Below are 24,445 nucleotides of genomic sequence, written 5' to 3' on the forward strand. Positions count from 1 at the left end.
TAGCCCTGCGCAGCGCGCAAACCCCTCCTTTCTGTATACCTCGTTACTGCTCTCATGCTACCTCCCGCCGACGCGTTTCTGCCCGAACTCATTTTCCAAACCAGCCGCAGCAGTGGGCCCGGCGGCCAAAACGTAAACAAAGTAGAGTCAAGAGTAGAGTTGCGCTTTCGCATTCAGGAATCGGAGCTGCTTACTGAAGAGCAAAAGCAAACGCTGCTGCAAAAGCTGGCCTCGCGCCTGACCACGGAAGGCGAGTTGCTGATTTCAGCGCAGGAAGATCGGAGCCAGCTGCGCAACAAGGAAACGGCCTTGCGCAAATTTCATGAAACGCTCCAAAAAGCCCTGCACAAGCCCAAGGCCCGCAAAGCCACCAAGCCCAGCAAAGGCGCCGTGCGCCAGCGCCTGGAGTCCAAGAAAAAGCACGGCGAAAAAAAGGCCAACCGCGGCAAGCTCGATTTTTAGCTTGAAGCGGTTGGCCCGAATAAGAGGGGTAGCAAGGTAGCTTCTGGGCTGCGCTTACAGCAGCGTACCGCTGAGCACGAACGTAGCCACCGAGAAGTAGATAATAAGCCCCGTTACGTCTACCAGCGTGGCAACGAATGGCGCCGAAGCCGTGGCCGGGTCGAGGCCTAGGCGCTTAAGCAGCATGGGCAGCATAGCACCGGCCAAGGCTCCCCACAACACAATGCCCAGCAGCGAGAAGCCGACCGTGATGGAAATCAGCTGCCAGTACTGCCCGAAGTAGCCGGGGTCGATAACGGTGGCCCACAGCACAATGCGCAACGAGCCTACTACCCCCAGAATCAAACCTAACAGCAAACCCGAGAGCAGCTCCCGGCGCATTACCAGCCACCAGTCAGCTATCTGAAATTCGCCCAAGCTCATGGCCCGGATGATAAGGGAAGTAGCCTGCGAGCCGGCGTTGCCACCCGCCGAGATAATCAGCGGAATAAACAAGCCCAGCACGGCCGCCTTCTGCAAATCGTCCTCGAAGTGGTGCATGGCTGAGGTAGTCAACATCTCGCCCAGCAGCAGAATCACGAGCCAGCCGGCCCGCTTCTTCACCATGCCCCAGATGGAGGTGGCCAGATACGGCTCATCCAGGGCAGCCGAACCACCCAGCTTCTGAATGTCTTCGGTATCCTCTTCTTCCCGAATATCCAGGATGTCGTCAATGGTCACGATGCCGAACAGCACGCCTTCGTCGTTTACCACGGGCAGCGCTACACGGTCGTTGCGCCGGAACACCTCAATGGCCTCCTCCTGGTCCTGCATGATGTTCAGTTCCACAAAGCGGCGGTCCATCATGTCGCCCACACGCTTTTCGGGGTCAGCCAGCAACAGCTCCCGAATCCGGATATCGTCAATCAGCACGCCGCGCTCATCGGTTACGTACAGCACGCTCAGGGTTTCCGACTGGCCTCCGTGCCGCCGGATGTAATCAAGCACCTGCTGCACCGTCCAGCTTTCCCGAATGGCAATGTAGTCTGGCGTCATCAGGCGGCCTACCGAGTACTCGGGGTAGCCCAGCAGCTCCAGCGTCACCTTGCGCTCCGGCTCCGACAGCGTCTGGATCAGCTCCCGCACCAGCTCATCGGGCAGAAACTCGAGCAGCGCCGTCCGGTCGTCGGGCGACATCTCGTTCAGGATGTCGGCAATTTTGTCCTGCGAGAGGTTGGCCAGAAAGTGCTTCTGAATGTCGAGGTCGAGGTACTCAAACACCTCGGTGGCCAAACTCAGCGGCAGCAGCCGGAAAATAATCAGCTGCTCGCGCTCTTCTTCCTGTTCAATCAGTTCTACTACCTCATTGGGCTCAAAGCGCTTGAGCACTTCCTTGAGTTTGAAAAACTCGCCCTCCTGAATCAGGGACGTAATATGGTCGGTAGTGGGGTGCTGATTCATGTACGGCAAGAGGAGGTTTTTCGCTAGGCAGAAGGGAGTTGGTGAGACATGCCGAACCGGCGCGCAAAAGTACCTCTTTTCGGTCCGATAAGTGGCCTGTGCAATATATTTATCCGGGCCGGTTACTAGGGGTCACCAGCGCCGGAAGCCATGATGGGTAACTACCGGAGCGGTTGCGTTTGCAAGCTCCGCCGTAACCTTACTTCGCGGCAGGCAGTTCCATACCCGGCCTATCTGCTACTTTTGGCCCGATCTGTCCTTTTCTCTGCTCTATGTCCCAGTCGTCGCCGTCTGCTGCCCTGCCCCTAGGAACGCTCATTGCCCTTGGTGGAGGCGATGATGATAACCTACTGGCGTTGCTCTGCGACATGCTGCCCAGCCCCGGTACCCCAGTTGAAATTCTGACGGTAGCATCACCGCGCGATTCGCAGGCTACGGCTGCAGCCTATGAGAAAGCACTGCGCGAGCTAGGCTGCACGGCCGCCCACCACTTGCCCATCAGTGAGCACCACCCCGCTGATGCGCCCGCCACGCTGCGCCGCCTGCGCCGGGCCGGCCTCGTGTTCTTTTCCGGCGGCGACCAAGAGCTTATTACAGAGGTATTGCGGGGTACCGAGTTTCTGCGGGTACTGCATGAGCGCTATTACACGGAGCCCAGCTTTATAGTGGCGGGCACTAGTGCTGGCGCCGCTGCCCTCACGGAATACATGCTGGTAGATGGCTACGGATGGCGCGCTCTGCGCAAAGGCGGCATCCGTACCGAATCGGGCTTGGGGCTGCTGCCGCGCCTGCTTATTGATCAGCACTTTATTGAGCGCGGGCGGTTCGGGCGATTAGCCCATGCGCTGCTAGCCCATCCTATGTGCCTGGGCATCGGGCTGGCCGAAGAAACCGGTATAATTGTACGAGGCGGCCAGGAGGCCGAGGTGTTTGGCGATGGGGTAGTGATGGTGGTAGATGGACACCATTTAAGGGGTAGTAATCTCGGAAAAGTAGGAAAGGGCGAGCCCGTAAGCGGGCAGGATCTGCGGGTGCACCTGCTGGTAGCGGGTCAGCACCTGAACCTAGCTTCGCGTGAGGTGCTGGCTAGCCGTGAGTAATTACTTACTGCCAGCCCAATGAAAAAGCAAGGTGTGTAGGTGCTAGGTTTGGTGCCCAAACAGACCTAGTACTTGCAAAAAGTGGCCATAGGCGCGAAAAAACAAATAATAAACTTAGTCGGCAAGCCGACTAAACCTTCATTTTTCTCCCTACATTTAGGCCTATAACCCTCAATTCTCACTCATCTCTTTCTCCGTATGAATTTAAAATATCTACTCCTCACGGGAGGGGCGCTGCTCTCGGTAACAGCGGCTTCGGCGGGTGGCTATCAGGTAACCCTCTCGGGCCAGAAGAATAATGGCATGGGCGGTGTAGGTGTAGGCTTGTCGCTGGATCAGGCGGCCATGTTCTATAACCCCGGCGCATTGGCTATGGTAAAGGACCGCGGCGTGCAGATAGGGGTGAATGCTACGATGGCCCGCAGCGCGTTTGTGGCCGAAGGCGGCAGCCAGCAGCGGGAGTTGCGCAACACCGTAACTACTCCCTTCAACGTGTATGCTGGCTTTGGCCCTACGGAAGGTAAATTCCGCGCTGGTATTGCTGTATACACGCCTTTCGGTAGCCAGCTGCAGTACGCTGAGGGCTGGGAAGGCCGTACGGCTCTCACGGACATCGATCTGAAGTCGATTTTTGTGCAGCCCACCGTGAGCTACGCTATTACTGACCAGTTGAGCGTGGGCGCCGGCCTAGTAGTGTTGGCATACGGAGCCGTAAACCTGCAGCGCGATATTCCATTGCCTGATTCCTACGGGCACATTGAGCTGGATGGTAAAGCCGAAACCAAGCTGGGCTTCAACGCCGGCCTGTTCTTTAAGCCATCCGAGAAGTTTACCCTGGGCATCAACTACCGCTCGAAAATTGACGCGCAGGTAAAAGACGGCGACGTAACGTTCTCCGGCATTCCGGCCACGTTCACCTCACGTTTCCAGGCTACCAAGTTTGGTGCTACGCTCCCCCTGATTGCTACTACCAGCGTGGGTATTGGCATCATGCCTAACGATAAGCTGACCATTGGCTTTGACGTAAACTTGGCCCATTGGAGCGAGTACCGTTCTCTGCGCTTTGATTTCGACCAGCAAATCAATGGCGCTACGTTCAGTGAGTCGAAGCGCAACTACGAAGATGCTCTGACCTTCCGCCTCGGCGGCCAGTACAAACTCACCGAGGGCCTGACCGTGCGTGCCGGTGGCGCCTACGACGAGACGCCGGTGAGAGACGGTTTTGTAACGCCCGAAACGCCCGATAACGACCGCCTCAGCGGCACGGCCGGTGCTACCTACGCCTTTGGCAAATTTGGCGTCGACCTGTCGGTGCAGTATGTGGGTATCCGGAAGCGGACCGAAACGCAGGAGCAGCTAGTGAACAATGGCACTACTGACCGTGTAGCCGGCACCTACAAAACCAACATCGTTATTCCGGGCATCGGCCTGACCTACGCTTTCTAATTGCGACTCGCTTTCTGACCCATGAATACTTCCCTGTTTCGCAAATTTTCGCCCTTCGCTGCACTGCTCGGGCTGGGCTTTACTGCCTGCCAGCCTGATTTAGAAGATGATTTCAAGCCCAGCAGCGGCACGGCTAATTTCGCTACCTACATTGCCGTAGGTAACTCCCTGACGGCTGGCTTCTCTGACAATGGATTATATCTGGAAGGACAGCAAAAGTCGTATCCGGCTATTCTGGCCATGCAGTTCCAGAAGGTAGGCGGTGGCAATTTCGTCCAACCTCTCTTCACGGCAGCACAGAGCAACGGCAGCGGCTATTTGCGGCTGACCGGCTTTGATAGCAACGGCAACCCTCAGATTGGTAGTGTAGCCCCCAATGCCGTTGTAGGTCTTGGTGCCGATGGCAAAACGCCCCTGCTAGCTAAGTACACGGGCACCGATAACCAAAACCTGGGCGTACCCGGCATCCGGGTGGCCGATGTTACCACGGCCGGTTACGGTCTGGATAACCCTGTTGGCTTCAACCCTTACTTCGAGCGCCTGTTGGGCACCTCACCAGCTTCATACCTGCAGTATGTACAGGAGCGTGTAAGCACGTTAAAGCCCACCTTCTTCAGCAACTGGCTGGGTAACAACGATGTGCTAGGCTACGCCACTTCCGGCGGCACCGGTGCACCATTGACTTCCGTTGCTGATTTTACTGCCAAATACAATCAGGTAGTAGATGCTTTGACGGCTAATGGCGCCAAAGGAGTAGTAGCTACCATTCCGAGTGTAACCAACGTGCCCCTGTTTACGACGGTACCTACGGCTGCTGTTATCGCTCAGGTGCGTGCCACTCCTATTCCGCCAGCACTGGTTCCTACTATAGTAGCAGCCTTAGGTCTGCCCGAGGGTAGTCCTCTACCTGCCGGAACCCGCTTTGGCCTGTACGTTACCACTGGCACCGCTAGCGAGCCCGTGAAGCGCGAAGCTACTGCTAATGACCTGCTGTTGCTAACGGCCCGCTCGGTTATCAACACACCATCAGCTACCAGCCCATTCCCCAACGGTATCGGTCTGGTGATTCCAGATGCTCCGGCTCCTGTTGCCACTGCCTTGGCCCGACTCTCCAATGCGTTGCCAAGCTCTCTGGTGCTGGATGCTACGGAAGTAGCAGCAGTAACCAGCCGTACTAACGCGCTGAATACGGTTATCACGAGCACTGCGACTGCAAAAGGCTTGGCAGTTTTTGACGCCAACAGCTTCTTCACGCGCGTAGCAACGTCTGGTATCTTTACGAACGGCGTAAACAACACTGCTGGCTTTATCAGCGGCAACTTGTTCTCGCTGGATGGTGTGCACCCCACGCCTCGTGGCTACGCCATTATCGCCAACGAAATGATTAAGGCCATCAATGCCAAATACAACGCTGGTGTTCCTCAGGTAAACCCGAACGATTACCGCGGCGTCGACTTCCCCCAGTAATAGTACTAGGATATTTAAATTGCAAAAGCCCTCTCCTGCAAGCAGGAGAGGGCTTCTCTTTTGCTTATAATTTCGGTTAGGAAAGCTGAACTGGCTGCAACACTTCGGGCAGCTCTGGTGAAGGCTCGCCGGCCAGCCGGGCCGCAATTACCTGGGCGTGGTAGCGCCCATTCTCTATAAACCAGCGGCTGGTGTTCAGGCCGCCGCATACCGTGCCGGCCAGGTACACGCCAGGTAGGTTGGTTTCCAGCGTGTCGGCATCGTGGGTAGGGGTTTGGGCGGCATCGGTTTGGCACGTGATGCCTAGGGCCGTCAGGAAGCGGAAGTCGGGGTGGTAGCCGGTGAGAGCGTATACGTAATTAGCGGGTAGCGACAAGGGGCCTTCCGGAGTTTGCAGCTCTATGGTTTCGGGCATGATGCGCTGCACTGTGGTATTGAAAAACGCCTTGATGCGGCCTTCCTTAATACGGTTTACTAGGTCGGGCCGAATCCAGTACTTCACCGACTGGCTGATGTCCTCGCCCCGGATAACCATCGTGACATCGGCGCCGGCGCGCAGCAGCTGGAGTGCGGCTTTGGCAGAGGAGTTCTTAGCGCCGATTACTACTACCCGTTGCCCAGTGTGTGCATACGGCTCTTTGTAGTAATGGCTGACGTGGGGCAGATCCTCGCCGGGCACCTGCAGGTAGTTCGGCACATCGTAAAAGCCCGTGGCCACCACCACAAAGCGGCAGCTGATGCGGCCTTTCTCCGTCACCACCTCATAGCGGCTTGGGTCGCCTTCGAGGCCTAGTACCCGCTCATAAAGCCGCAGGTGTAAATTCTCGGCAAAAGCCACGCGGCGGTAATAGTCGAGGCCATCTTCGCGCAAGGGCTTGTAGTGGCTGGTGGGGAAGGGGTGCCCCCCAATTTCCAGCAGCTCCGGCGTCGAGAAGAACTCCATATTGGTAGGGTAACCAATAATGGAGTTCACGAGTGCACCCTTATCTACTACGCAAGCCGTAAGCCCGCGCCGCTGCACCTCAATGGCACACGCCAGCCCCACCGGCCCGGCCCCGATTACAACTACGTCGAAGCGAGAATTTATTGTCATATGCTATACTACCAACGAGAGGCATGAGAGTTTAAACTCTGTTGCTGTAGCCAGGCTTCTGTTCCGATGTTACCGGCGTTTTAGCGCGCGAAGGGCACCCGTCGACCACAAAGCCCAGCCCATCAGTACGGGTTGGAAAAATAACCGACCTAGCCGCTTCGCATCCGTATCGAGGCCGAAAGCGGAAATGTGGTGCGTGTACTGATGCACGTTGCCCGGAAACACTAGGGCATAGAAAGCCGCCAACCCTAGGCCCATACGCACTCGGTTCCGGCCTTTCAGCGCGAGCAGGGCCAGTCCCAACCCAATTTCCACTACTCCTGAAGCCAAAACGATACTGTCTTTATCCAGCGGAATAAAGTCGGGTACCTGGGCCTGAAACTCCTGGCGGGAAAACGTGAGGTGCCCCGTTCCGGCAACTACCATAAAGGTGCCTAGCAGGCCACGAGCAATGTTTTGTAAGGTAGTAGTGTGCGTATTTTCTAACATACAAAGGGCACTGGGAAAGGCCCAGCCGTGGGGTATACGGCCCCCCGGCCGGACCGGATACCCAGGCTAGTGTGCTTGCAGCCAGTTGCGGCCCGTGCCTACTTCTACCTCCAAGGGCACACCGTGGGGCAGGAGCAGGGCAGTGGTCATCAGTTCCTTTATTTTGGGCGTGATGAATTCTACCTCTTCCTGCACGGCATCAAACACCAGTTCGTCGTGCACCTGCAGAATCATCTTGGTGCCCAGTTTCTCCTCAATCAGCCAGTCGTGGATATTGATCATGGCCTTCTTGATGATGTCGGCGGCGGTGCCTTGTATGGGCGCGTTGATGGCGTTGCGCTCGGTGTAGCCGCGCAGGGTAGCGTTGCGCGAGTTGATGTCGCGGAGGTAGCGGCGACGGCCCAGCAGCGTTTCGGCGTATTCCAACTCGCGCGCTTTGTTAATGCTGTCGTCCATGAACTTCTTTACCGAGTAGAACTCCTCGAAATACGTGTCGATAATTTCGGTGGCTTCCTTGCGCGAGATGCCAATACGCTGGGCCAGGCCGAAAGCGGAAATGCCATAGATGATACCGAAGTTGACGGTTTTAGCTTTGCGGCGCATCTCGCTGTCCACCTGATCAAGCGGCACTTTAAACACCTTGCTGGCAGTGCTGGTATGGATGTCGAGGCCCTGACGGAAGGCTTCAATCATTGTTTTGTCGCCCGAGAAGTCGGCCATAATGCGCAGCTCCACCTGCGAGTAGTCGGCGGCGAGCAGCACATGCTTATCATCGCGGGGCACAAACGCCTTGCGAATTTCGCGGCCTTTTTCTGTCCTAATAGGAATGTTCTGGAGGTTGGGGTTGGTGGAGCTCAGGCGGCCGGTGGCGGTTACGGCCTGGTTGAAGCTGGTGTGCACGCGGCCATCCAACTCGCATACCAGCTGGGGCAGTGCCTCCACGTAGGTTGAGCGCAGCTTAGTTAGCTGGCGGTGCTCCAGAATCAGGCTGGCAATGGGTGCATCGGCGGCCAGCTGGCTCAGTATTTCCTCGCCGGTAGCATACTGGCCCGTTTTGGTTTTCTTGATTTTGCCGCCGCCTAGGCCCATTTTATCAAACAACACCTCCCCAAGCTGCTTCGGTGAGCCAATGTTGAATTCCTGGCCGGCTTCGGCAAAAATCTGCTTCTCCATTTCCTGGATGTAACCTTGCAGCTCCGCCGAGTATTCGCCCATGGCGCCGGAGTCAATCTTCACGCCCTCATACTCAATGTCGGCTAGCACCGGCACGAGCGGATTTTCCACTTCATTCAGCAGATTCAGCAAGCCTACTTCCTTGAGTAAGGGCTCGAACACGTGCTTGAGCTGCAAGGTCACGTCGGCGTCTTCGCAGGCGTAGTCTGAAACTTCGGCCGGTGGCAGGTCGGCCATGGTTTTCTGCTTTTTGCCTTTGGGGCCGATGAGCTCCGTAATGCTGACGGGCGTATAATGCAGGTAGGTTTCGGCCAGCACATCCATGTTGTGGCGCATGTCGGGCTCCAGCAGGTAGTGGGCCAGCATAGTGTCGAAGAGCTGCCCGCGCATCTGCACCCCGTAGTGCTTCAGTATGGTCAGGTCGTACTTGATGTTCTGGCCGATTTTGAGAATCTGCTCGGCATCGAAGAAGGGCCGGAATTCATCTACCAACGCCTGCGCAGCTTCCTGGTCATCCGTCGGGACGGGCACGTAATACGCTTCGCCGGGCAGCCAGCAAAACGACAGACCTACGAGGCGCGCCGTCATGGTATCGAGGCCGGTGGTTTCGGTATCGAAGCTGACCTCGGTTTGCTGCAACAGGAACCCTAGTAAAGACTGGCGCAGCTCGGGCGTATCGATGAGGTGATAGTTGTGCGGAACATCCTGCAGGGTGCGGCGTGGGCCCGAGGGAGCGCCAAGGCTGCCGGTTTCGCCTTCCTCGGTGGCAATAGCCACGGCTGCATCGGCCGAAGAACCGAACAGGCTGCCCTGGCCTTCCGTGACCTTGGGCCGACGGGCACCCCTAGGCGTTGGGGCGGCACTAGTACCAGCCGCACTACCCCCGCCCAGCACCCGAGCCGCCAATTGCCGGAACTCCAGCTCATCAAACAACTGCCGCAGCTCCTCGGCGTTGGGCTCTTCCAGCACCAATTTGTCGGCCTCAAACTCAATCGGGACGTCGAGGTGAATCGTTGCCAGCTCTTTGCTTAGCAGGCCCTGCTCGGCGAAGTTGCGCACGTTTTCCTGCTGCTTGCCTTTGAGCTTATCTACGTTGGCAATCAGGTTTTCAACGGAGCCAAACTCCTGCACCAGCTTCTTGGCGGTTTTTTCGCCAATGCCCGGAATGCCCGGAATGTTGTCGGAGGCGTCGCCCTGCAACCCCAGAATGTCAATCACCTGCTCTACCCGCTCAATCTCGAAGCGCTCCAGCACATGCTTCACATCGAGCACCTCGGCCGCATTGCCCATAAAGGCGGGCCGGTAAATCTTGATGCAGTCCGTTACAAGCTGGCAGTAGTCTTTGTCGGGCGTCATCATAAACACCTCACCAAAGCCTTGTTTTTCAGCGCGCTGGGCCAAGGTGCCAATTACGTCATCGGCCTCAAAGCCATCCACCATCAGAATTGGGATGTTGAAGGCTTTGATGATTTTTTTGATGTAGGGAATGGCTAGCCCAATATCCTCGGGCATGGCCTGGCGCTGGGCTTTGTACTCGGCAAACTGCTCGTGGCGGAAGGTTTTTTTCTGGGCATCAAAGGCTACGCCAATGTGGGTCGGCTTTTCCTTCAGCAACACTTCTACCAGGGTGTTCGTGAAGCCCAAGATGGCCCCCGTATTCAGTCCTTTGGAGTTCACGCGCGGGTTTTTGCTGAAGGCAAAGTGCGCGCGGTAAATCAGGGCGAAGGCGTCGAGCAGAAAAAGCTTGTGGGGCTGGTTAGCGGCGGAGGCGTCAGGAGTCATAGGAGGGCGAAGGTACGGAAGAGGATTGGGCAGAAGATAGGGGGTAGCAGGAGAGGCGCGCTACTGTAAACGCGGCTGGCCGCCCCATGTTCCGTAGAAAGTGCTGGGTAGCGCGAAGCAAGCGTACTTTGCAGCATGAAAACTATCTGGCTGCTTGGGGTTTTGCTTGTTTCGGGGCTTCATGGGGCATGGGCCCAGGCGGTTACCGCTTCCGCGCGACCTAGTATGGCGGAGCACGCCAAACTAGTAGCGGCATTTCAGCAGGAGCTGAACGCTGAGTACCAGGATTCGCTTAAATCGCCACTACCGGCCCCGGTGCGCCTCACCTTCACAGGACTGCCGTTTTACCCCACCAACTACAGCGCCTACGTAGAGGCTCGCTTCATCCCTGACTCGTTGGGGGCACCCTTCAGCATGGAAACTAGCACTGCTCGCCGCCCATTGTACCGCAAATACGGCGAGCTAGACTTCCAACTGCAAGGCAAAAAACACAAGCTGACCGTATACCAAAGCCTAGATTTGCAAAGCAACCCCGAGTTCCGCGACTACCTGTTTGTGCCCTTTACCGACCGCACCAACGGCCACGGCAGCTACGGCGGCGGCCGCTACCTCGACCTGCGCCGAGGCCAAATCCGGGACGGAAAACTGGTGCTGGATTTTAACCGCGCCTACAATCCGTACTGCGCCTACGGCGGCCTGTATTCCTGCCCCGTGCCACCCGCTGAAAACCGCTTGCCCGTGTCCATTGCGGCCGGCGTAATGCACGACCACTAGGTCCTCATATGGCTGAAAGTCACTTCAAGCCTTTAATTCAGAGTTGCTTTAGGAGCGTATAGACTTGCGGAGGTTGTCGGTCTGCTCGATAATGTTAAAAAAGTACAGTGAAAATCAGATAAAAGTCATTTTATGTTAATAAAGAATATTATTCACGCCATTTATAGAATTGCGTACAGAATCCAGGTTTCCAACTACGATCCTAAAGAAAGTGCACGAGAGCACGCAGTGGGAATCTCAACTTTCGTTGTGGTATTTTATTCTTATCCTGTTATTTATTTTATACTGAGATTAGTGACGCTTAAAACAAGCCTATTGTTTCCACTTATGTATGGGTTTGTTGTTTATTTTATTACAAGAAATCAAATAAAAAGCATATTAAAAGAAGTAACAAATGCGAAAAGTATGTATAATAAATCAAGTAGATTATTTGTAATTGTTATAGGCCTTATTTTGGTGTTAAGTCCTGTATTTTTTGTGTATTCGATTGAACTATTGAAAAAAATATATTTTCATTAAATGAATGCTTATAATCATTTTACAAGCATTCATTTAATACATTATTGTTTTATGCCATACCGGAGGTTATACCCAAAGCAGCTTTCAGCCATGAGATAGGCTAGTAAACCAAACGGTTACAACGCTTGGTTTACCTGGAATGTGAGGCTAGTGCTGCCCGCGAGGCCATTGGCTGCTAGGCCCTGAAAGACGACGAAGTACGTGCCGGCTTGGTCAGAAGTGTAAAAGTCGAGGGTACGTGCAGCATTGCTAGTGGTGACGTTGGGGTTCCAGTACAGCAAATTACGCTGGTCAGCGAGGCGGTTTTGCTTTTCCTGGGGCGTATCGTAGCGCGGCGCGAAAAACTCGCGCTGCAACTGCACGCCCTCATACTCCTGAATCAGGGCCCTCGGATCTACCTCATAGCCTTGTAGATTGCCTTTGTAGGTAGTAAAGCTCACGATACCGCTGTACATCAGGCGGCCCTGGAAATAGCGGCTGTCAAGTACTTCCAATTTCTCGATCTTGAGCGGATCAACGGCCATGATTTTATTGGTGTTGAACACCGGAACGCCATCGAGCAGTACCAGCGGCGGATCCGTGAAAATTGTGCGGTTCGGGTTATCGAGCACCGTGAAGTGAAAGCCGTCTTTCTTCATGCGCACCTTCACGCCGGGCACGTATTCGCGCATTACTTCCTCCATTACTTTAAAGCGCGTGTAGTCATCGAGCCGATAGCTTTCATCAGGCTTGCCAAAGAAGGCGACGCTGTCGGTGACGGGCAGGGTGTAGAGAGAGTTGTATTTGCGGAAATATGCATTCTGCACCTGTGTTTGCACGTGGCGCTGGGCAAAGTCGGCTTTAAAACGCGGGTACGGCGTGAACGGCCGGCTAAGTGTAGTGGCCGCATACTGCTTTGAAAACGGCGAGAATATTTCCAGCTGGTACGTGCTGTCGCGCTGGGTATTGGTCTGGACTACAATGTCGCGTGCGCCGTAGAAGTCGCTCATTTCAAACTGCACGCTGCCATCGGCCGCGCTAATAGAGTTGCTAAGCCGAACCAGGCGGCTGGGCGACGCCAGATAGGCCGGAATATCGGCGGCGGGCTTGCCAGTACCCTTCTGCGTTATCCGGCCCCGAATTAGATGGCCTCTCAGCTCCGGCAGATACTGGAAGTTCAGCGGCTTGTTCGAGAGCATATCTTCCCACCGAAAGCGGCTCCAACCGTGCGTCAGCATCAGGTTTTCCGTGGCTTCGGCTACTTCCGGGCTGGCGTTGGTGAAGTAGTAATCGGGATTTTCCACGGCCCCTTTTAAGTCAGAAGCTAACCAGAGGTAGCTCAAAATACTAGGGTTCGCTACGGCCGAAAGCGAATCAAGCCGATATACCGCCATTGAAAGGTTAGCCGGTTGGGCCGTAGCGGAGGAGGTAGTGGTGGCTACCTGCACACTCACTTTGTCGCGGAGGGCGTACTGGAGCTTGTCGGTTTTGGCGTTGATGACCAGCTTTTGCTTAGGCTGCACAAAGTACAACCGCTCACACACCGGCTGGCGGCTGGCGTTGAAAACAGTGAAGTGCGAAATTCCCTCCGGTAGCTCCTTCTTATTGATCACAAACTCGGCACGGCCCTGTGTCAGGATAGCGCTGGCTTGCACCGAGAGTTGCTGCCGTGCGTGGCCCAGCAGAAAAATAGTTTCGGGAGCTGTTTGGCCCGCGCCGGCCTGTACTGAAATGGTAAGCTGCTCGGACTTGTTGTCTGAAAGGCGCATGACGTAGCCTTGGGGCTGGGCAAGGGGTAGGCGGCTAGGCACTACGCGTCCGTTGGGCAGCTTCACGGCGGCGGTGTAGGCGTAGTTGTCGAGAGCAGGAGTAAGTTGAAACGAGCCCATGCCATAGCGCAGGGTTTTGAAGTTGCTCAGCGGTTTGCCGTTGGTATCGAGCACCGTGCCTTCAGCCGCCACGCCCTTGCCATTTTTATCCGTCACCTTAAATGCCACGCGGCTAGGTATCCCTTTCACTAAGTGGCCACCTTCCGGGAAAAACTGCACGTCGTACGACGAAGTATCGAGGGTGGAAACCACACCGGAGGCCCGGAACGTGTTTACTACCGTTACGGGGCTGTGAAAGTAGAATTCAGGGCTGAAATTCTTCATCCAGCTGGTGTAGGCCCGCACCGTGTAGCTGCCGGAGTTAAGGGACGAGGGCAACTGAAACGAGCCCTGCCCAGTAGCATTCTTCAGCGGAATTTTGCCTTGCAGCACGGCCTGCTGGTTTTTGTCTAGCACCTCTACATACACTACCGTGCTCAAAGGCAGCGGTTTGGCATAGGTGCCATCTGTGGCGTATACCTTAAACCACATGGTTTCGCCGCTGAGGTACAGCGGGCGGTCGAGGTGCAGGAACACTTTTTCCTGAAGCGTCTGCTGCTGATACTGCGTAAACCGGCGGGCTAAGCTTTGCAGCGAATCGGACTGGGCCTGAACAGTTAAGGGGCCAACTAGCCCTAGTAGCAAGGCTCCGGCAGCATAATAACAAGAGACGGATAGGCGCATAAAGGAAATAAAGGCAGGCATACACATTGGAAAGAAAGGCAGAAGGAGGAGGCAATTGGCCTACGGCCAAAACTCGGGCTTTACCGGAGTGCCACGCAAGCGGCAATCCACGCACTCGGGGCTTTGAGAGGTGTAAAACCCACCTGATACGCCAACCGGAATGCGCTGCGTAGGGTCTTCGAAGTACTCCTGCAGCGTTAGGCCTTTCCACCTATCACTAGGAAAAGTGTCCAAGCCGATGCACTTCTCGTAGCCATCAAGGTTGGTTCGCCACTCAAATGGCAACGAGAGGCGGTCGATGAAGATGCGCTTTTCTACTACCGAGGAAGCGCCCACAAAGCCTAGTACGGGTTCCTGCTCATCGCTCAGGCAGTGCACGTTGCCCTGGATCTGGCTGGGCAAGGGGTCGAACAGGGTGCCGATGTTTTCGGTATTCTTCTTCACGGCTTCCCAGTAGTCAAACTCCTCTTGCGACAAGGCGTATTGCCGCACCAAAATGCTGTACTTAATGCGCAACTTGCCTGAGTTGGAGGGAATAAACAAGAGACGGTAATCACGCACGGCGTCGCGGGTGAGGCGCACGGTGCTTGTGGTAGCAATAGCGGTGGAGTTTTCCGTACGCCAGCAGTTATAGATGTTCTCGGAGCGGGGCACTACCCGGGTTCCATCGAAGGTAAGGCCACTCCGGAAGGCGGAGGTGTACTCCCAGGTTTCGGAGTACTGCCAGCGGTAATACTGGGTTTGGTTGCTCTCGTCGTGGGCGCTGATGTAGAGCTGCAGGCCATTGGGGGTAGGCCGGCCTTCAAAATTGTCGATGTCGGGCGTGGCTTTGAGCGGCACGTAGTCGGAGGCATAGTCGCGGCCCTGGCTGGTGCGGATGCGTAAGCGGTACTGCTGGCCGGCGGGCAGCTCCTGGCTAGGCGAGGTGTATACCCCTGGTTCTGTTTCCTGCAGCTTATACGCTGGGCCAGCCTGACCTTCAATGCTCACGGTGGCCCGGGTTTCCGCTGGGAAAGTCACTTTAGCAGATAGTTGCACCGACCGGGAAAGACGGATGGTAGTAGCGCCCTTGCCATTAATAAAGCCATCTACTACCAGAAAATTATTATCGGAGGTAATCACCTCGGGCAGGTATTCCTGCACGCAGCCAACTGCCACAAGAGCCAGCGCCAGCAAGAGGCTCCAAAAAGCTGAACGTGTAGGCGTATTCATGAAAGAGAGAACAGAGTAAAAAATAACATCTTTAAATTAAGATACTTTAGGGCCAAAAGCTTGGCTTTACGTTGCTACCACGCAGGCGACAGTCGACGCAATCAAGGGTCTGGATGGTATATCCTTCGGAACCTGCTAACCTACCAACCGGAACCCGATACACGGAGTCGCCGAAAATATCATCGATGGTGTAGCCGGAGTATTTGTCTGCATTGGGGTATGTATCCAGGCCGGTGCAGTGCTTGTAGGCTTCGTCCCGCACCCGCCACTCAAATGGCAACGAGAGGCGGTCGATGAAGATGCGCTTTTCTACTACCGAGGAAGCGCCCACAAAGCCTAGTACGGGTTCCTGCTCATCGCTCAGGCAGTGCACGTTGCCCTGGATCTGGCTGGGCAAGGGGTCGAACAGGGTGCCGATGTTTTCGGTATTCTTCTTCACGGCTTCCCAGTAGTCAAACTCCTGTTGTGACAAGGCGTACTGCCGCACCAAAATGCTGTACTTCGACTTGAATCGTTCTTCATCCGATGGAATAAACGTCAGGCGGAAGTCGCGCACAGCATCTTGACTGAGCCGTACGGTGCTGGTAGTGGTAACGGCCGTGGAAATCTCCGTGCGCCAGCAGTTGTACACATTATCCGTGCGCCGAACGACGGTATTATTGCCTATGTACCGGTACCGACTCTCATAAGCAGAGGTAAACTCCCAGGTTTCCTCGTAGCGCCAGCGGTAATACTGGGTTTGGTTGCTCTCGTCGTGGGCCGAAAGGTAAATCTGCACCCCATCGGGCTGCAAGCGGCCTTCTACTTGGTCAATCGCCGGTGTCTGTTTGAGCAGTACGTAGTCGGAGGCATAGTCGCGGCCCTGGCGGGTGCGGATGCGTAAGCGGTACTGCTGCCCGACAGGCAATTCCTGGCTGACGGAAGTGTATTCTCCGGCAGAGGCTGTTTCAGAAAGAGAGTAGCGCAGGCCACTTTTACTTTCAATAACTACTGTTGCCTTAGCCTCGGGCGGGAAACTACTAGGTGCTCCTAGCTTGATACTGCGAGCTAACCGGATGGTGGTAATACCACTACCGTTAATAAAGCCGTCGACTACTAGGTAGTTATTAGCGGCGTCTACCACCTCAGGCAAATACTCCTGCACGCACCCGCTCGCACCCATCACCATTCCCCAACACAGCAAGCGCAGTATTAAACGTACCATGGCACAACCTGCTAAAACTTGAAGTTGTAGGTGATAGTCGGGATAGGGTTGCCGAAAATTGAGAGCTGATACCCTTTAATTTGGCCACCTACTGATTTGAAATACACCGAGTACGGGTTCTTACGGCCTGTTAGGTTGTATACCCCAAAGGTCCAGGAACCGTGCGCTAGCTTCTTCACCTTGTGGTTGCCTTCCAGGTTCAGGGCCAGGTCGGCGCGGTAGTAGTCGGGTACACGGTAGGCGTTGCGCTCTGAGTAGTACACGCGAGTAGCGTTGCCCACGTAATACTTGGCCAGTGGCAGCGTAATGGGGCGGCCGGTGCTGTAGGTGTAGTTCAGCGAGGCGCTGATGCGGCGGCTGAAGCGGTAGTTGCCAATCAGGGTGAAGTCGTGGGGTTTGTCGAAGTTGCTAGGGTAGTAGCGGCCTCCGTTTACCATGTCGGAGATAGTGCCTTGGTTTACCTGTACCAGAGAGCGGGAGTAGGTGTAGCTAACCCAGCCATTGATTTTGCCGGTCAGCTTTTTCACCATTACCTCCACGCCGTAGGCCTTGCCCACTGCATTTACAATATCGGTTTCAATGTGGCGGTTCAGGATGAGGGTAGCACCACCCTTGTAATCCACAAAATCCTTGGTCGATTTGTAGTAGGTTTCCACCGATGTCTCGATGGTGTTGGAGCGGAAGTTCCGGTAGAAGCCAATGGAGTACTGGTCGCCTACCTGGGGCCGCACGTTGGAGTCACTGAGCTTCCAGATATCCGTCGGCGACATGGCCGTGGTGTTCGAAAGCATGTGAATGTACTGGCGCGTGCGGTTAAAGCTGGCCTTTACTGAGGTATTATCGGTGAGGGAATAGCGCGCCGAAAGCCGGTACTCTGGGCCATGATAGGTGGCAATGACCTTGCCCGAGCCATACGCTACCGTATCCGTAATCGTATTCAACGACTTGGAGAGGCCCGGTACGTAGTTGTACACCTCGCGTGGCCCTAGAGCATTGTAAAAGGAATACCGCAGCCCCACCGAAACCGACAAGCGCGGCGAAACCTCAATCCTATCTGAAACATACACGGCACTTTCTAGGCCTTGCTCCCGTGGGAGAACATCAGCCTCAATCAACGACTCGGAGCCTGAGGGTGTTAGCCCGCCCGGCGAAACGTGGTACAGAATTGAGCTGGCACCGAAATCGAAGGTGTGCTTTGGGTTGTGCGAGTACGTAAAGTCGGCCTGCGCATTGTACTGGTTGATTTCGTAGTTCAGCTTTGAAGCGGTGGAGGCGTCGCGCTTGCTGGTAATGTCGTACTGATAGTGGCTGGTAGCGCCTGTGAGTACGCCGTACAGCTTGTTATTGAAGTTGTGCCGCCACTTAACGCTCGCCGTGCGGTTGAGGTATTTGTACGCCGTGTCACTGGCCAGCTGAAACTTATCGGAGCTAAGATAACCGGTGGCGTAAAGCGTGTTGTTCTCGTCAATCTCGTGGCTGATGTGGGCGCTTACGTCGGAAAATGACGCGGAGCTTTGCTTGAAGCTTTCATTGGGTAGCAGGCGCAGTATCCAGTCGGAGTAGCTGCTGCGGGCCCCAATGATAAAGGACGTCTTGTTTTTAATAATTGGGCCTTCCAGTGTCAGACGGCTGGTAAGCGGGCCAATGCCGCCGGAGGCTGAGAATTTCTTTTTGTTGCCGTCTCGGGTCGTAATGTCCAGTACCGACGACAACCGCCCACCGTATTTGGCCGGAATTGCGCTCTTATACAGCTCCACCGACTTAATAACATCGGGATTGAACGCCGAGAAAAAGCCAAATAAGTGTGAGGGGTTATAGAGGGTGGCGTCGTTGAACAAGATCAGGTTCTGGTCGGTAGCGCCGCCGCGCACGTTCAGGCCTGTGTTGCCCTCACCCACTGATTTCACCCCGGGCAGCGTGAGCACTACCCTAAGAATATCGGTTTCGCCGAACGCAGTAGGCACCTGGCGCATCGTCTTGATGTCGAGCTTTTCCATGCCCATTTGCATGCCCGCTACGTTCCGGTCCTTCTCCGCTTCAATTACCACCTCCCGGAGCGTATTTACATCTTCTTCCGTCTCGATATCGAGGCGTCCATTGGCCTGAAGCACAATTTGGCGGCGGGTGCTTTTGATGCCGATGCCGCGGATAAGCAGCGTATGGCGCCCTATAGGCAACGTTAGGGAGTAGGAGCCGAACTCATCAGTACTAGTACCAATGCTCGGCGACTCAATGTAAACCGTGGCACCAACTACCGGCTCGCCTGAGTTTGCTTCGCGTAATCGGCCGGCTAGGGTCGCTTTGCCAGATGCGGGGGCAGCTCCGGCTGCCCCAATTTCATACAGCTTCAGGGCCGAGGTGCTGGTAGTAGCGCTTTTAGTCGATTTAATGTCTTGGTCGGCGTTCGGGTTTTGGCCACTCGCCATACTGCCTGCCGATTCAGGTTGAAAAAAGCTCTCCGTCAGCTCCGTCTGGATGGCAGTGCCCGTTGTGATGTATATCCGGTTTTGTTCATCTACCGCAAAGCGCAGAGGCGTATTCTGCAGGGCTAGCTGTACTACCTCCCGTACGGGCTTGTTTGTTACCTGAAGTGTGATGGTAACACTGTCTACCGCGGCGGGTGTATAAAAAAAACGAAAGGGTGTTTTCGATTCAATTTCCTTTACAAATTGCTCAAACGGCACTTGCTGAAAAGTACCGCTGATGACTGGTTGCTCTGTCTGCTGCGCACGCACTGACTGAGCCGTGCAGGCAAGCAAAACCAAGAAAAATAAGGTGAAAAGGTGCTTCATGTACACGGAGTAATTCGGCTTAAGAAAATAGTAGCAGGCTGATAAAATAATTACGGGGTAGTAGCTGATGCTTGGGTTTCCTGAGGAGATAAGGTGGTGTAGTAACGCAGCAATTGAATAATATCTGCCTCGCGGGTTTCTTTGCTAAAATTTAACTTATTGGTGCGTGCGAATTTCTGCAGCTGCTTTCTGCTCTCAGGAAATAGCGAAATAATAGAGCCTTTGCTTTTAACAGCATAGTAGGCATTACCCTTCTGGATGAAATACCGATCAGCTGCCGTGAATTCTGCGCGGGTAGTATTTTGGCTTGGCTGCGCCTGCATCCGTTTGGTATGCTTCGCTAAAAGTTTAATGTTTTTATCAAGCAGCAAATCGTAATAGCCGGGCGTAATATTCTGGTTTGCCACGCTGTCTTTTTCTAGCCGGATAAAAGTGTGTCCGTGAATAGAAAAGTTCTTTACCTGTTCATCAACTAGCTTTAGGCTAAAGGAACTGGTAGGCTGCTTGATAATTACCTGATCAAGCCGAATATCATAGAGCAACGGCACGTTGGTATACTGGTGCCCGCCATAATATACCGAGCCGGGCTGATCCGTGGGGGACATGAAAAACTGATGACCGCGCACCTCTTGGTAGTAACGCGTGTAGTTGAAATACTCTGCACCGTTGTAAAGCTGCGACTGATCCTGAATGGCTTGGGCGTAGCGCTGCTCTACCTGCTTTTTGGCGGCTGACAGGAATGTGGAGTCAGTGGGAACGGTTTGGGCTTGCGTTGGCTGGCTCAGCAGAACGCCCGCAAAAGCGAGCCAAGCAGTAGCTTGAGCTAATTTCATAATCAACAAGGAAAGGATAGGATAGAGCGCGACAATAGACAGACAGCCCCGGAATGAATAAGGCTGCATGGCAGGTAATTATACCCCCGATTGACTGGGATGCAAACATAACTAAAATAGGTGCTACCCTAGCTGTTAAGCTGAAGTGTAGACGCCCCCCCGCTCATCAACCTACACCTCAGGCGGCCGTAGAGCGGGACATGCGCTACATTTCCCTTGACCTTGAAACTACCGGAGGTCGTCCGCTTCGCCACCAGATTCTGGAGTTAGCAGCAGTGATAGAAGATACCAAAAACCTGCGGCCATTACTGGAGTTGCCGGTGTTTCGGAGGGTAGTGCGCCATCCGGAGTATGTAGGCACGGCTGGTGCCTTGGCCCTCAATGCCCGCCTGCTAGAGGAACTGGCCCGTAAGGAGGATAACCCAGAGTTGTGCACGCCGGAGGAGCTAGTGCCGCAGCTGCGTGAGTTTCTGCTGGCTCACGGTTTCAGGCCCGACAAGCATGATTGCATCACGGTAACGATGGCTGGGAAAAACATAGCCTCCTTCGACCTAGGGTTTCTGCGAGAGTTGCCCGGCTATGGCACCCTAGTACGCGCTGAGCCAGCCATGCTCGACCCCGCTGCCTTCTATCTTAACTGGCGCAAAGATTCCCGCCTGCCCACCATGCAAATCTGTAAAGCTAGGGCCGGTTTTGCCGACGATACCGTAGCCCACGAAGCCGTGGCCGATGCCTTGGATGTCGTGCAGCTGCTGCGCCCCTTCTATGATATGCCGGTATACAAACAGGTATAGGTACTGAATTGCCCACAAAAAAGGCCCGACTGCTCGTCGGGCCTTTTTTGTGGATGAAAAAGCGATACGCACTAGGGGTTACCAGTCGCCGGAGGCACCGCCGCCGCCGGAGCTACCGCCGCCGAAGCCGCCAAAGCCGCCACCACCACCGCCTCCGCCGAAGCCTCCCCCGCCGCCAAACACGCCGCGGCCGCCGCTGAAGTCGCCGAAGATGAGGGGCGGAATCATAGTACCGCCAAATCCCCGATTCCGCCGTCCGCCGCTGCTGCCTCCGCCCCGGTTACGGAGCAGAATAAACAGAATCAGCATGCCAATAATTAGCCAGAACGTCCAGCCGGAGCCACTGGAGTCATCGGAGCTGCGCGGTCGGGGTTGCGTGGTCTGATCGGCTTTGTACTCGCCTTTGGCCAAGGCAATCAGCTGGTCCGTAGCCCGGTCGAGGCCAGCGTAGTATTGCTCCTGCTTGAAAGCCGGAACAATTGTATTGGAAATGATCCGCTTAGCCAAGGCATCCGGAATGGCGCCTTCCAGCCCATAGCCGGTATGAATACGGGCTTTGCGCTCTTGCTTGGCTACCAGCAGCAGCAGGCCGTTGCTATTGGCTTTCTGGCCAATGCCCCAGGTTTCATACAGTCGCTGAGCGTAATCAAAAATGTCGTAGTCGCCGAGGGTATTGACGGTCACGACAGCAATCTGCGAAGAGGTAGAATCGTTGTACGCCACCAGCTTCTGCTCCAGCCGCTGCTCCTCATCGGGGCTCAGCATGCCAGCCAAATCGTTTACGAGGCGGGGTGGGTTGGGGCGGGGCGGTACGTTTTGGGCCAGCACCACTAGGTGGGTTAGCACCAGCAAGAGGGCTAGTATCCCTGTTCGCAACGCGGTATATGGATGAAAAACTACGCGGTGTGTTGGCTTCATGTGCGCGGGGGTGGCGTACTGCCAAACGAAATGGAGTCGTCGAGCTCGTTTTGGTCCGTGGCGGCATCGTAAGGGAAGTAGCGGCGCAGCTGTTCGCCCACTAGCCGTACCCCTTGGTCCAACCCCTCCACGTACTTCTCGGCCCGGAAGTGTTGCAGTACCGTTTCTTTCACGGTTTCCCAGAAATCATCGGGAACAGCCGCGTTAATGCCGGCGTCGCCGATTACGGCAAACTGCCGGCTTTCCCAGGCCAGGTAAAACAGTACCCCGTTGCGCTGAGCGGTGCGGTGCATGCCTAGCTCCGCAAAAACCTGAGCAGCCCGGTCGAGGGGCTCAGGAGTAGGGCAGGTGTCTTCCAGATGAACCCGAACTTCGCCGGAAGTACGTAGCTCCGCCTGACGGATGGCTGCTACCAGTGCTGCTTCCTGGGCAGGGGTGAGAGGATTAGTCATATCAGGTACCGGTTACCGGTTGCCTAGTGCCAGCTGACAGCGGCAGTAACTACACTGGCAACTGGCAACCGGCACTGGGCAACACTCAATTAAAACTGCACAGTTGGAGCCTTCTGCGAAGCGGCATCAGCCTCGAAGTAGGGCTTCTCAGCAAAACCGAACATGCCGGCAAACAAGTTATTCGGGAAGCTCTTGATGTACCCGTTGTAGTCGTTGGTAACGGTATTGAACTTGTTACGCTCCACATTAATGCGGTTCTCGGTGCCTTCAATTTGGGCTTGCAACTCCTGGAAGTTGGCGTTGGCTTTCAGCTCCGGATAGTTTTCTGATACGGCCAGCAAGCGGCCCAAACCGCTGCTGAGCTGGCTCTGGGCTTCCTGGAATTTCTGAATGTTTTCGGGAGTCAGCTGGTCGGCGTTCAGCTGCACGCTGGTAGCCTTAGCGCGGGCGTTAACTACGTCCGTCAGGGTCGATTTCTCGAAGTTGGCGGCACCTTTTACCGTATTTACTAGGTTCGGAATCAGGTCAGACCGGCGCTGGTAGGCGCTTTGCACATTGGCCCACTGGGCTTTTACCGCCTGGTCTTTGGTGACCATGGAGTTGTAGCCACAAGACGACTGAGAAAGCAGAAGCACCAGACCGGCGAAGTACAGCAGAAAACGTTTCATGATGAAGTTGAAAAAAATGGGAAGGGAGAGAAGAAAGATATTTTCGGGAAGAGTAGCGCAGCACTATACGCGCAAAATTGACTTTCCGCCTTGCTGATACGTTTAAATCTGCCGGAAGCTACGGATATGGCGGCAAGAAGTGCTGCGCTGCAAAGTACGAATTCAACTCAGAGCGGTTGTGCTACTGCAAGCTCCAGCTTGATTCCGTATTTTGCGCTTCGGTGCATCCCGATTTTTCTCTCGCATGAAAGCAGTAATTCCCGTTGCCGGTATTGGTTCGCGTTTGCGGCCGCACACGCACACCCAACCCAAAACCCTGGTGCCTGTAGCGGGCAACACTATTTTGGGGCATATCATTGACCGGCTCGTGGAGGCCGGCGTTCAGGAGTTTGTGTTTATCATCGGCTACCTAGGCGAGAAAGTGGAAAGCTACGTGCGCCGCGAGTACCCCCAGCTGCGCTCCAGCTTCGTGATTCAGGAGCCGCGCGAAGGCATTGCCCACGCGTTGTGGCTGGCGCGGGAGCAGTTTCGGCATGAGCAAGAAGGCATCCTGATTTTGCTAGGCGATACCATCGTCGATATCGATTTGCCCGCCATGATGGCCACGCCCGGCAATGTACTAGCCATTAAAGAGGTGAAAACTCCTTCCTTATTTGGGCTGGTAGAGACCGGACCGTCAGGCCGCGTCACGAAAGTGGTCGAGAAACCCCGCATCCCGAAGTCTAACTACGCTTTGGTGGGGCTCTACAAAATTGCGAATCCTGACTGGCTGGCCTCGGCCTTGGAACGCATCATCGACCAGGACCAGCGCACCCACGGCGAGTTTCAGCTTACCGATGCGCTCATGCTTATGATTCAGGACGGCGCCGAAATGGTGACTACCGCCGTTGACAACTGGTTTGACTGCGGCCGTAAAGACAGCTTGCTTGAAGCCAACGCCCGCCTGCTCAACCGCCCCGAGTTCCTGAAGCGCCGCGAGTTTCCCGAGTTTCCGGATACCATCATCATCCCGCCCGTCAGCATCGGGAAAGACTGCCAGATCAGTGGCTCCATCATCGGCCCGAATGTGGCCATCGGCGACCGAACCATTGTCAAGAATACCATCCTGAGCGAGTCCATCATTGGCTCTTACAGCGAGTTGCGCTCGGCCGTTATGCACGACTGCATCGTTGGGTCCGACGCCCTGTTCAAAGGCACCCGCCACAGCCTCAACATCGGCGACAACACCGAAATCGACTATAGTTAAGCTGTTTTACACAGAATAGGAGGGGCGCATGAGCAATTGAGGGCATCAAT

At 55.2% G+C, this 24,445-nt stretch carries 19 protein-coding genes; 7 read left to right on the forward strand and 12 right to left on the reverse strand.

Features of this window, described 5'->3' with window-relative positions:
* The first annotated feature begins 54 nt into the window (after positions 1-54).
* The gene (arfB, locus tag ACYVGU_RS12355; RefSeq protein WP_460622350.1) at positions 55-462 is read left to right on the forward strand and encodes an aminoacyl-tRNA hydrolase; all 408 of its coding nucleotides are present in this window, start codon (positions 55-57) and stop codon (positions 460-462) included.
* Between the two features lie 54 nt (positions 463-516).
* On the opposite strand, the gene mgtE is transcribed toward arfB, so the two are convergent.
* Positions 517-1,902 (reverse strand): magnesium transporter, encoded by a 1,386-nt coding sequence (gene mgtE, locus ACYVGU_RS12360; RefSeq protein WP_460622351.1) that lies wholly within the window; start codon positions 1,900-1,902, stop codon positions 517-519.
* Positions 1,903-2,174: 272 nt separating this feature from the next.
* On the opposite strand from mgtE, the gene ACYVGU_RS12365 reads away from it, so the two are divergent.
* The 3 genes from ACYVGU_RS12365 to ACYVGU_RS12375 all read left to right on the forward strand — a co-directional run bounded on the left by ACYVGU_RS12365 (position 2,175) and on the right by ACYVGU_RS12375 (position 5,915).
* Positions 2,175-3,002, forward strand: coding sequence for a cyanophycinase (locus ACYVGU_RS12365; RefSeq protein WP_460614957.1), 828 nt, complete (start codon positions 2,175-2,177; stop codon positions 3,000-3,002).
* 198 nt (positions 3,003-3,200) lie between these two features.
* On the forward strand, positions 3,201-4,448 hold the full coding sequence (locus ACYVGU_RS12370; RefSeq protein ID WP_460622352.1) for an OmpP1/FadL family transporter: 1,248 nt from the start codon (positions 3,201-3,203) through the stop codon (positions 4,446-4,448).
* Between the two features lie 21 nt (positions 4,449-4,469).
* Positions 4,470-5,915 (forward strand): SGNH/GDSL hydrolase family protein, encoded by a 1,446-nt coding sequence (locus tag ACYVGU_RS12375; protein ID WP_460622353.1) that lies wholly within the window; start codon positions 4,470-4,472, stop codon positions 5,913-5,915.
* Between the two features lie 76 nt (positions 5,916-5,991).
* On the opposite strand, the gene ACYVGU_RS12380 is transcribed toward ACYVGU_RS12375, so the two are convergent.
* The 3 genes from ACYVGU_RS12380 to polA form a co-directional block, all read right to left on the reverse strand.
* A complete protein-coding gene (locus ACYVGU_RS12380) occupies positions 5,992-7,008 on the reverse strand; it encodes a YpdA family putative bacillithiol disulfide reductase (protein ID WP_460622354.1) in 1,017 nt (338 codons plus the stop codon).
* Positions 7,009-7,077: 69 nt separating this feature from the next.
* The gene (locus tag ACYVGU_RS12385; RefSeq protein ID WP_460622355.1) at positions 7,078-7,497 is read right to left on the reverse strand and encodes a DoxX family protein; all 420 of its coding nucleotides are present in this window, start codon (positions 7,495-7,497) and stop codon (positions 7,078-7,080) included.
* 66 nt (positions 7,498-7,563) lie between these two features.
* Positions 7,564-10,452, reverse strand: coding sequence for a DNA polymerase I (gene polA, locus ACYVGU_RS12390; protein ID WP_460622356.1), 2,889 nt, complete (start codon positions 10,450-10,452; stop codon positions 7,564-7,566).
* A gap of 135 nt (positions 10,453-10,587) precedes the next feature.
* Here polA and ACYVGU_RS12395 point away from each other — a divergent pair, with 135 nt between their 5' ends.
* Positions 10,588-11,226: a DUF1684 domain-containing protein gene (locus ACYVGU_RS12395; RefSeq protein WP_460622357.1), complete on the forward strand. Its 639-nt coding sequence runs from the start codon at positions 10,588-10,590 to the stop codon at positions 11,224-11,226.
* Positions 11,227-11,861: 635 nt separating this feature from the next.
* Here the strand turns inward: ACYVGU_RS12395 and ACYVGU_RS12400 are convergent.
* The 5 genes from ACYVGU_RS12400 to ACYVGU_RS12420 are packed head-to-tail and all read right to left on the reverse strand — an operon-like array spanning position 11,862 to position 20,317.
* The gene (locus tag ACYVGU_RS12400; protein WP_460622358.1) at positions 11,862-14,297 is read right to left on the reverse strand and encodes an MG2 domain-containing protein; all 2,436 of its coding nucleotides are present in this window, start codon (positions 14,295-14,297) and stop codon (positions 11,862-11,864) included.
* 39 nt (positions 14,298-14,336) lie between these two features.
* A complete protein-coding gene (locus tag ACYVGU_RS12405) occupies positions 14,337-15,488 on the reverse strand; it encodes a DUF4249 domain-containing protein (RefSeq protein ID WP_460622359.1) in 1,152 nt (383 codons plus the stop codon).
* Positions 15,489-15,534: 46 nt separating this feature from the next.
* The gene (locus ACYVGU_RS12410; protein ID WP_460622360.1) at positions 15,535-16,692 is read right to left on the reverse strand and encodes a DUF4249 domain-containing protein; all 1,158 of its coding nucleotides are present in this window, start codon (positions 16,690-16,692) and stop codon (positions 15,535-15,537) included.
* An 11-nt stretch (positions 16,693-16,703) separates the two neighbouring features.
* On the reverse strand, positions 16,704-19,484 hold the full coding sequence (locus tag ACYVGU_RS12415) for a TonB-dependent receptor domain-containing protein (protein ID WP_460622361.1): 2,781 nt from the start codon (positions 19,482-19,484) through the stop codon (positions 16,704-16,706).
* Positions 19,485-19,534: 50 nt separating this feature from the next.
* A complete protein-coding gene (locus tag ACYVGU_RS12420; RefSeq protein WP_460622362.1) occupies positions 19,535-20,317 on the reverse strand; it encodes a hypothetical protein in 783 nt (260 codons plus the stop codon).
* Positions 20,318-20,517: 200 nt separating this feature from the next.
* Between ACYVGU_RS12420 and ACYVGU_RS12425 the strand changes: the two genes are divergently transcribed.
* Positions 20,518-21,111 (forward strand): 3'-5' exonuclease family protein, encoded by a 594-nt coding sequence (locus ACYVGU_RS12425; RefSeq protein WP_460622363.1) that lies wholly within the window; start codon positions 20,518-20,520, stop codon positions 21,109-21,111.
* Positions 21,112-21,189: 78 nt separating this feature from the next.
* Here ACYVGU_RS12425 and ACYVGU_RS12430 read toward each other — a convergent pair whose 3' ends face one another.
* The 3 genes from ACYVGU_RS12430 to ACYVGU_RS12440 form a co-directional block, all read right to left on the reverse strand.
* Positions 21,190-22,029: a TPM domain-containing protein gene (locus ACYVGU_RS12430; protein ID WP_460622364.1), complete on the reverse strand. Its 840-nt coding sequence runs from the start codon at positions 22,027-22,029 to the stop codon at positions 21,190-21,192.
* On the reverse strand, positions 22,026-22,481 hold the full coding sequence (locus ACYVGU_RS12435; protein WP_460614972.1) for a TPM domain-containing protein: 456 nt from the start codon (positions 22,479-22,481) through the stop codon (positions 22,026-22,028). Before ACYVGU_RS12435 ends, ACYVGU_RS12430 begins: the two co-directional genes overlap by 4 nt.
* A gap of 89 nt (positions 22,482-22,570) precedes the next feature.
* Entirely contained in the window at positions 22,571-23,149 is a 579-nt protein-coding gene (locus ACYVGU_RS12440; RefSeq protein WP_460614973.1) for a LemA family protein, read from the reverse strand.
* 244 nt (positions 23,150-23,393) lie between these two features.
* On the opposite strand from ACYVGU_RS12440, the gene ACYVGU_RS12445 reads away from it, so the two are divergent.
* Positions 23,394-24,395, forward strand: a complete 1,002-nt coding sequence (locus ACYVGU_RS12445; protein ID WP_460622365.1) for a sugar phosphate nucleotidyltransferase — start codon at positions 23,394-23,396, stop codon at positions 24,393-24,395.
* Positions 24,396-24,445 lie beyond the last annotated feature (50 nt).

The organism is Hymenobacter tenuis (assembly GCF_054780495.1).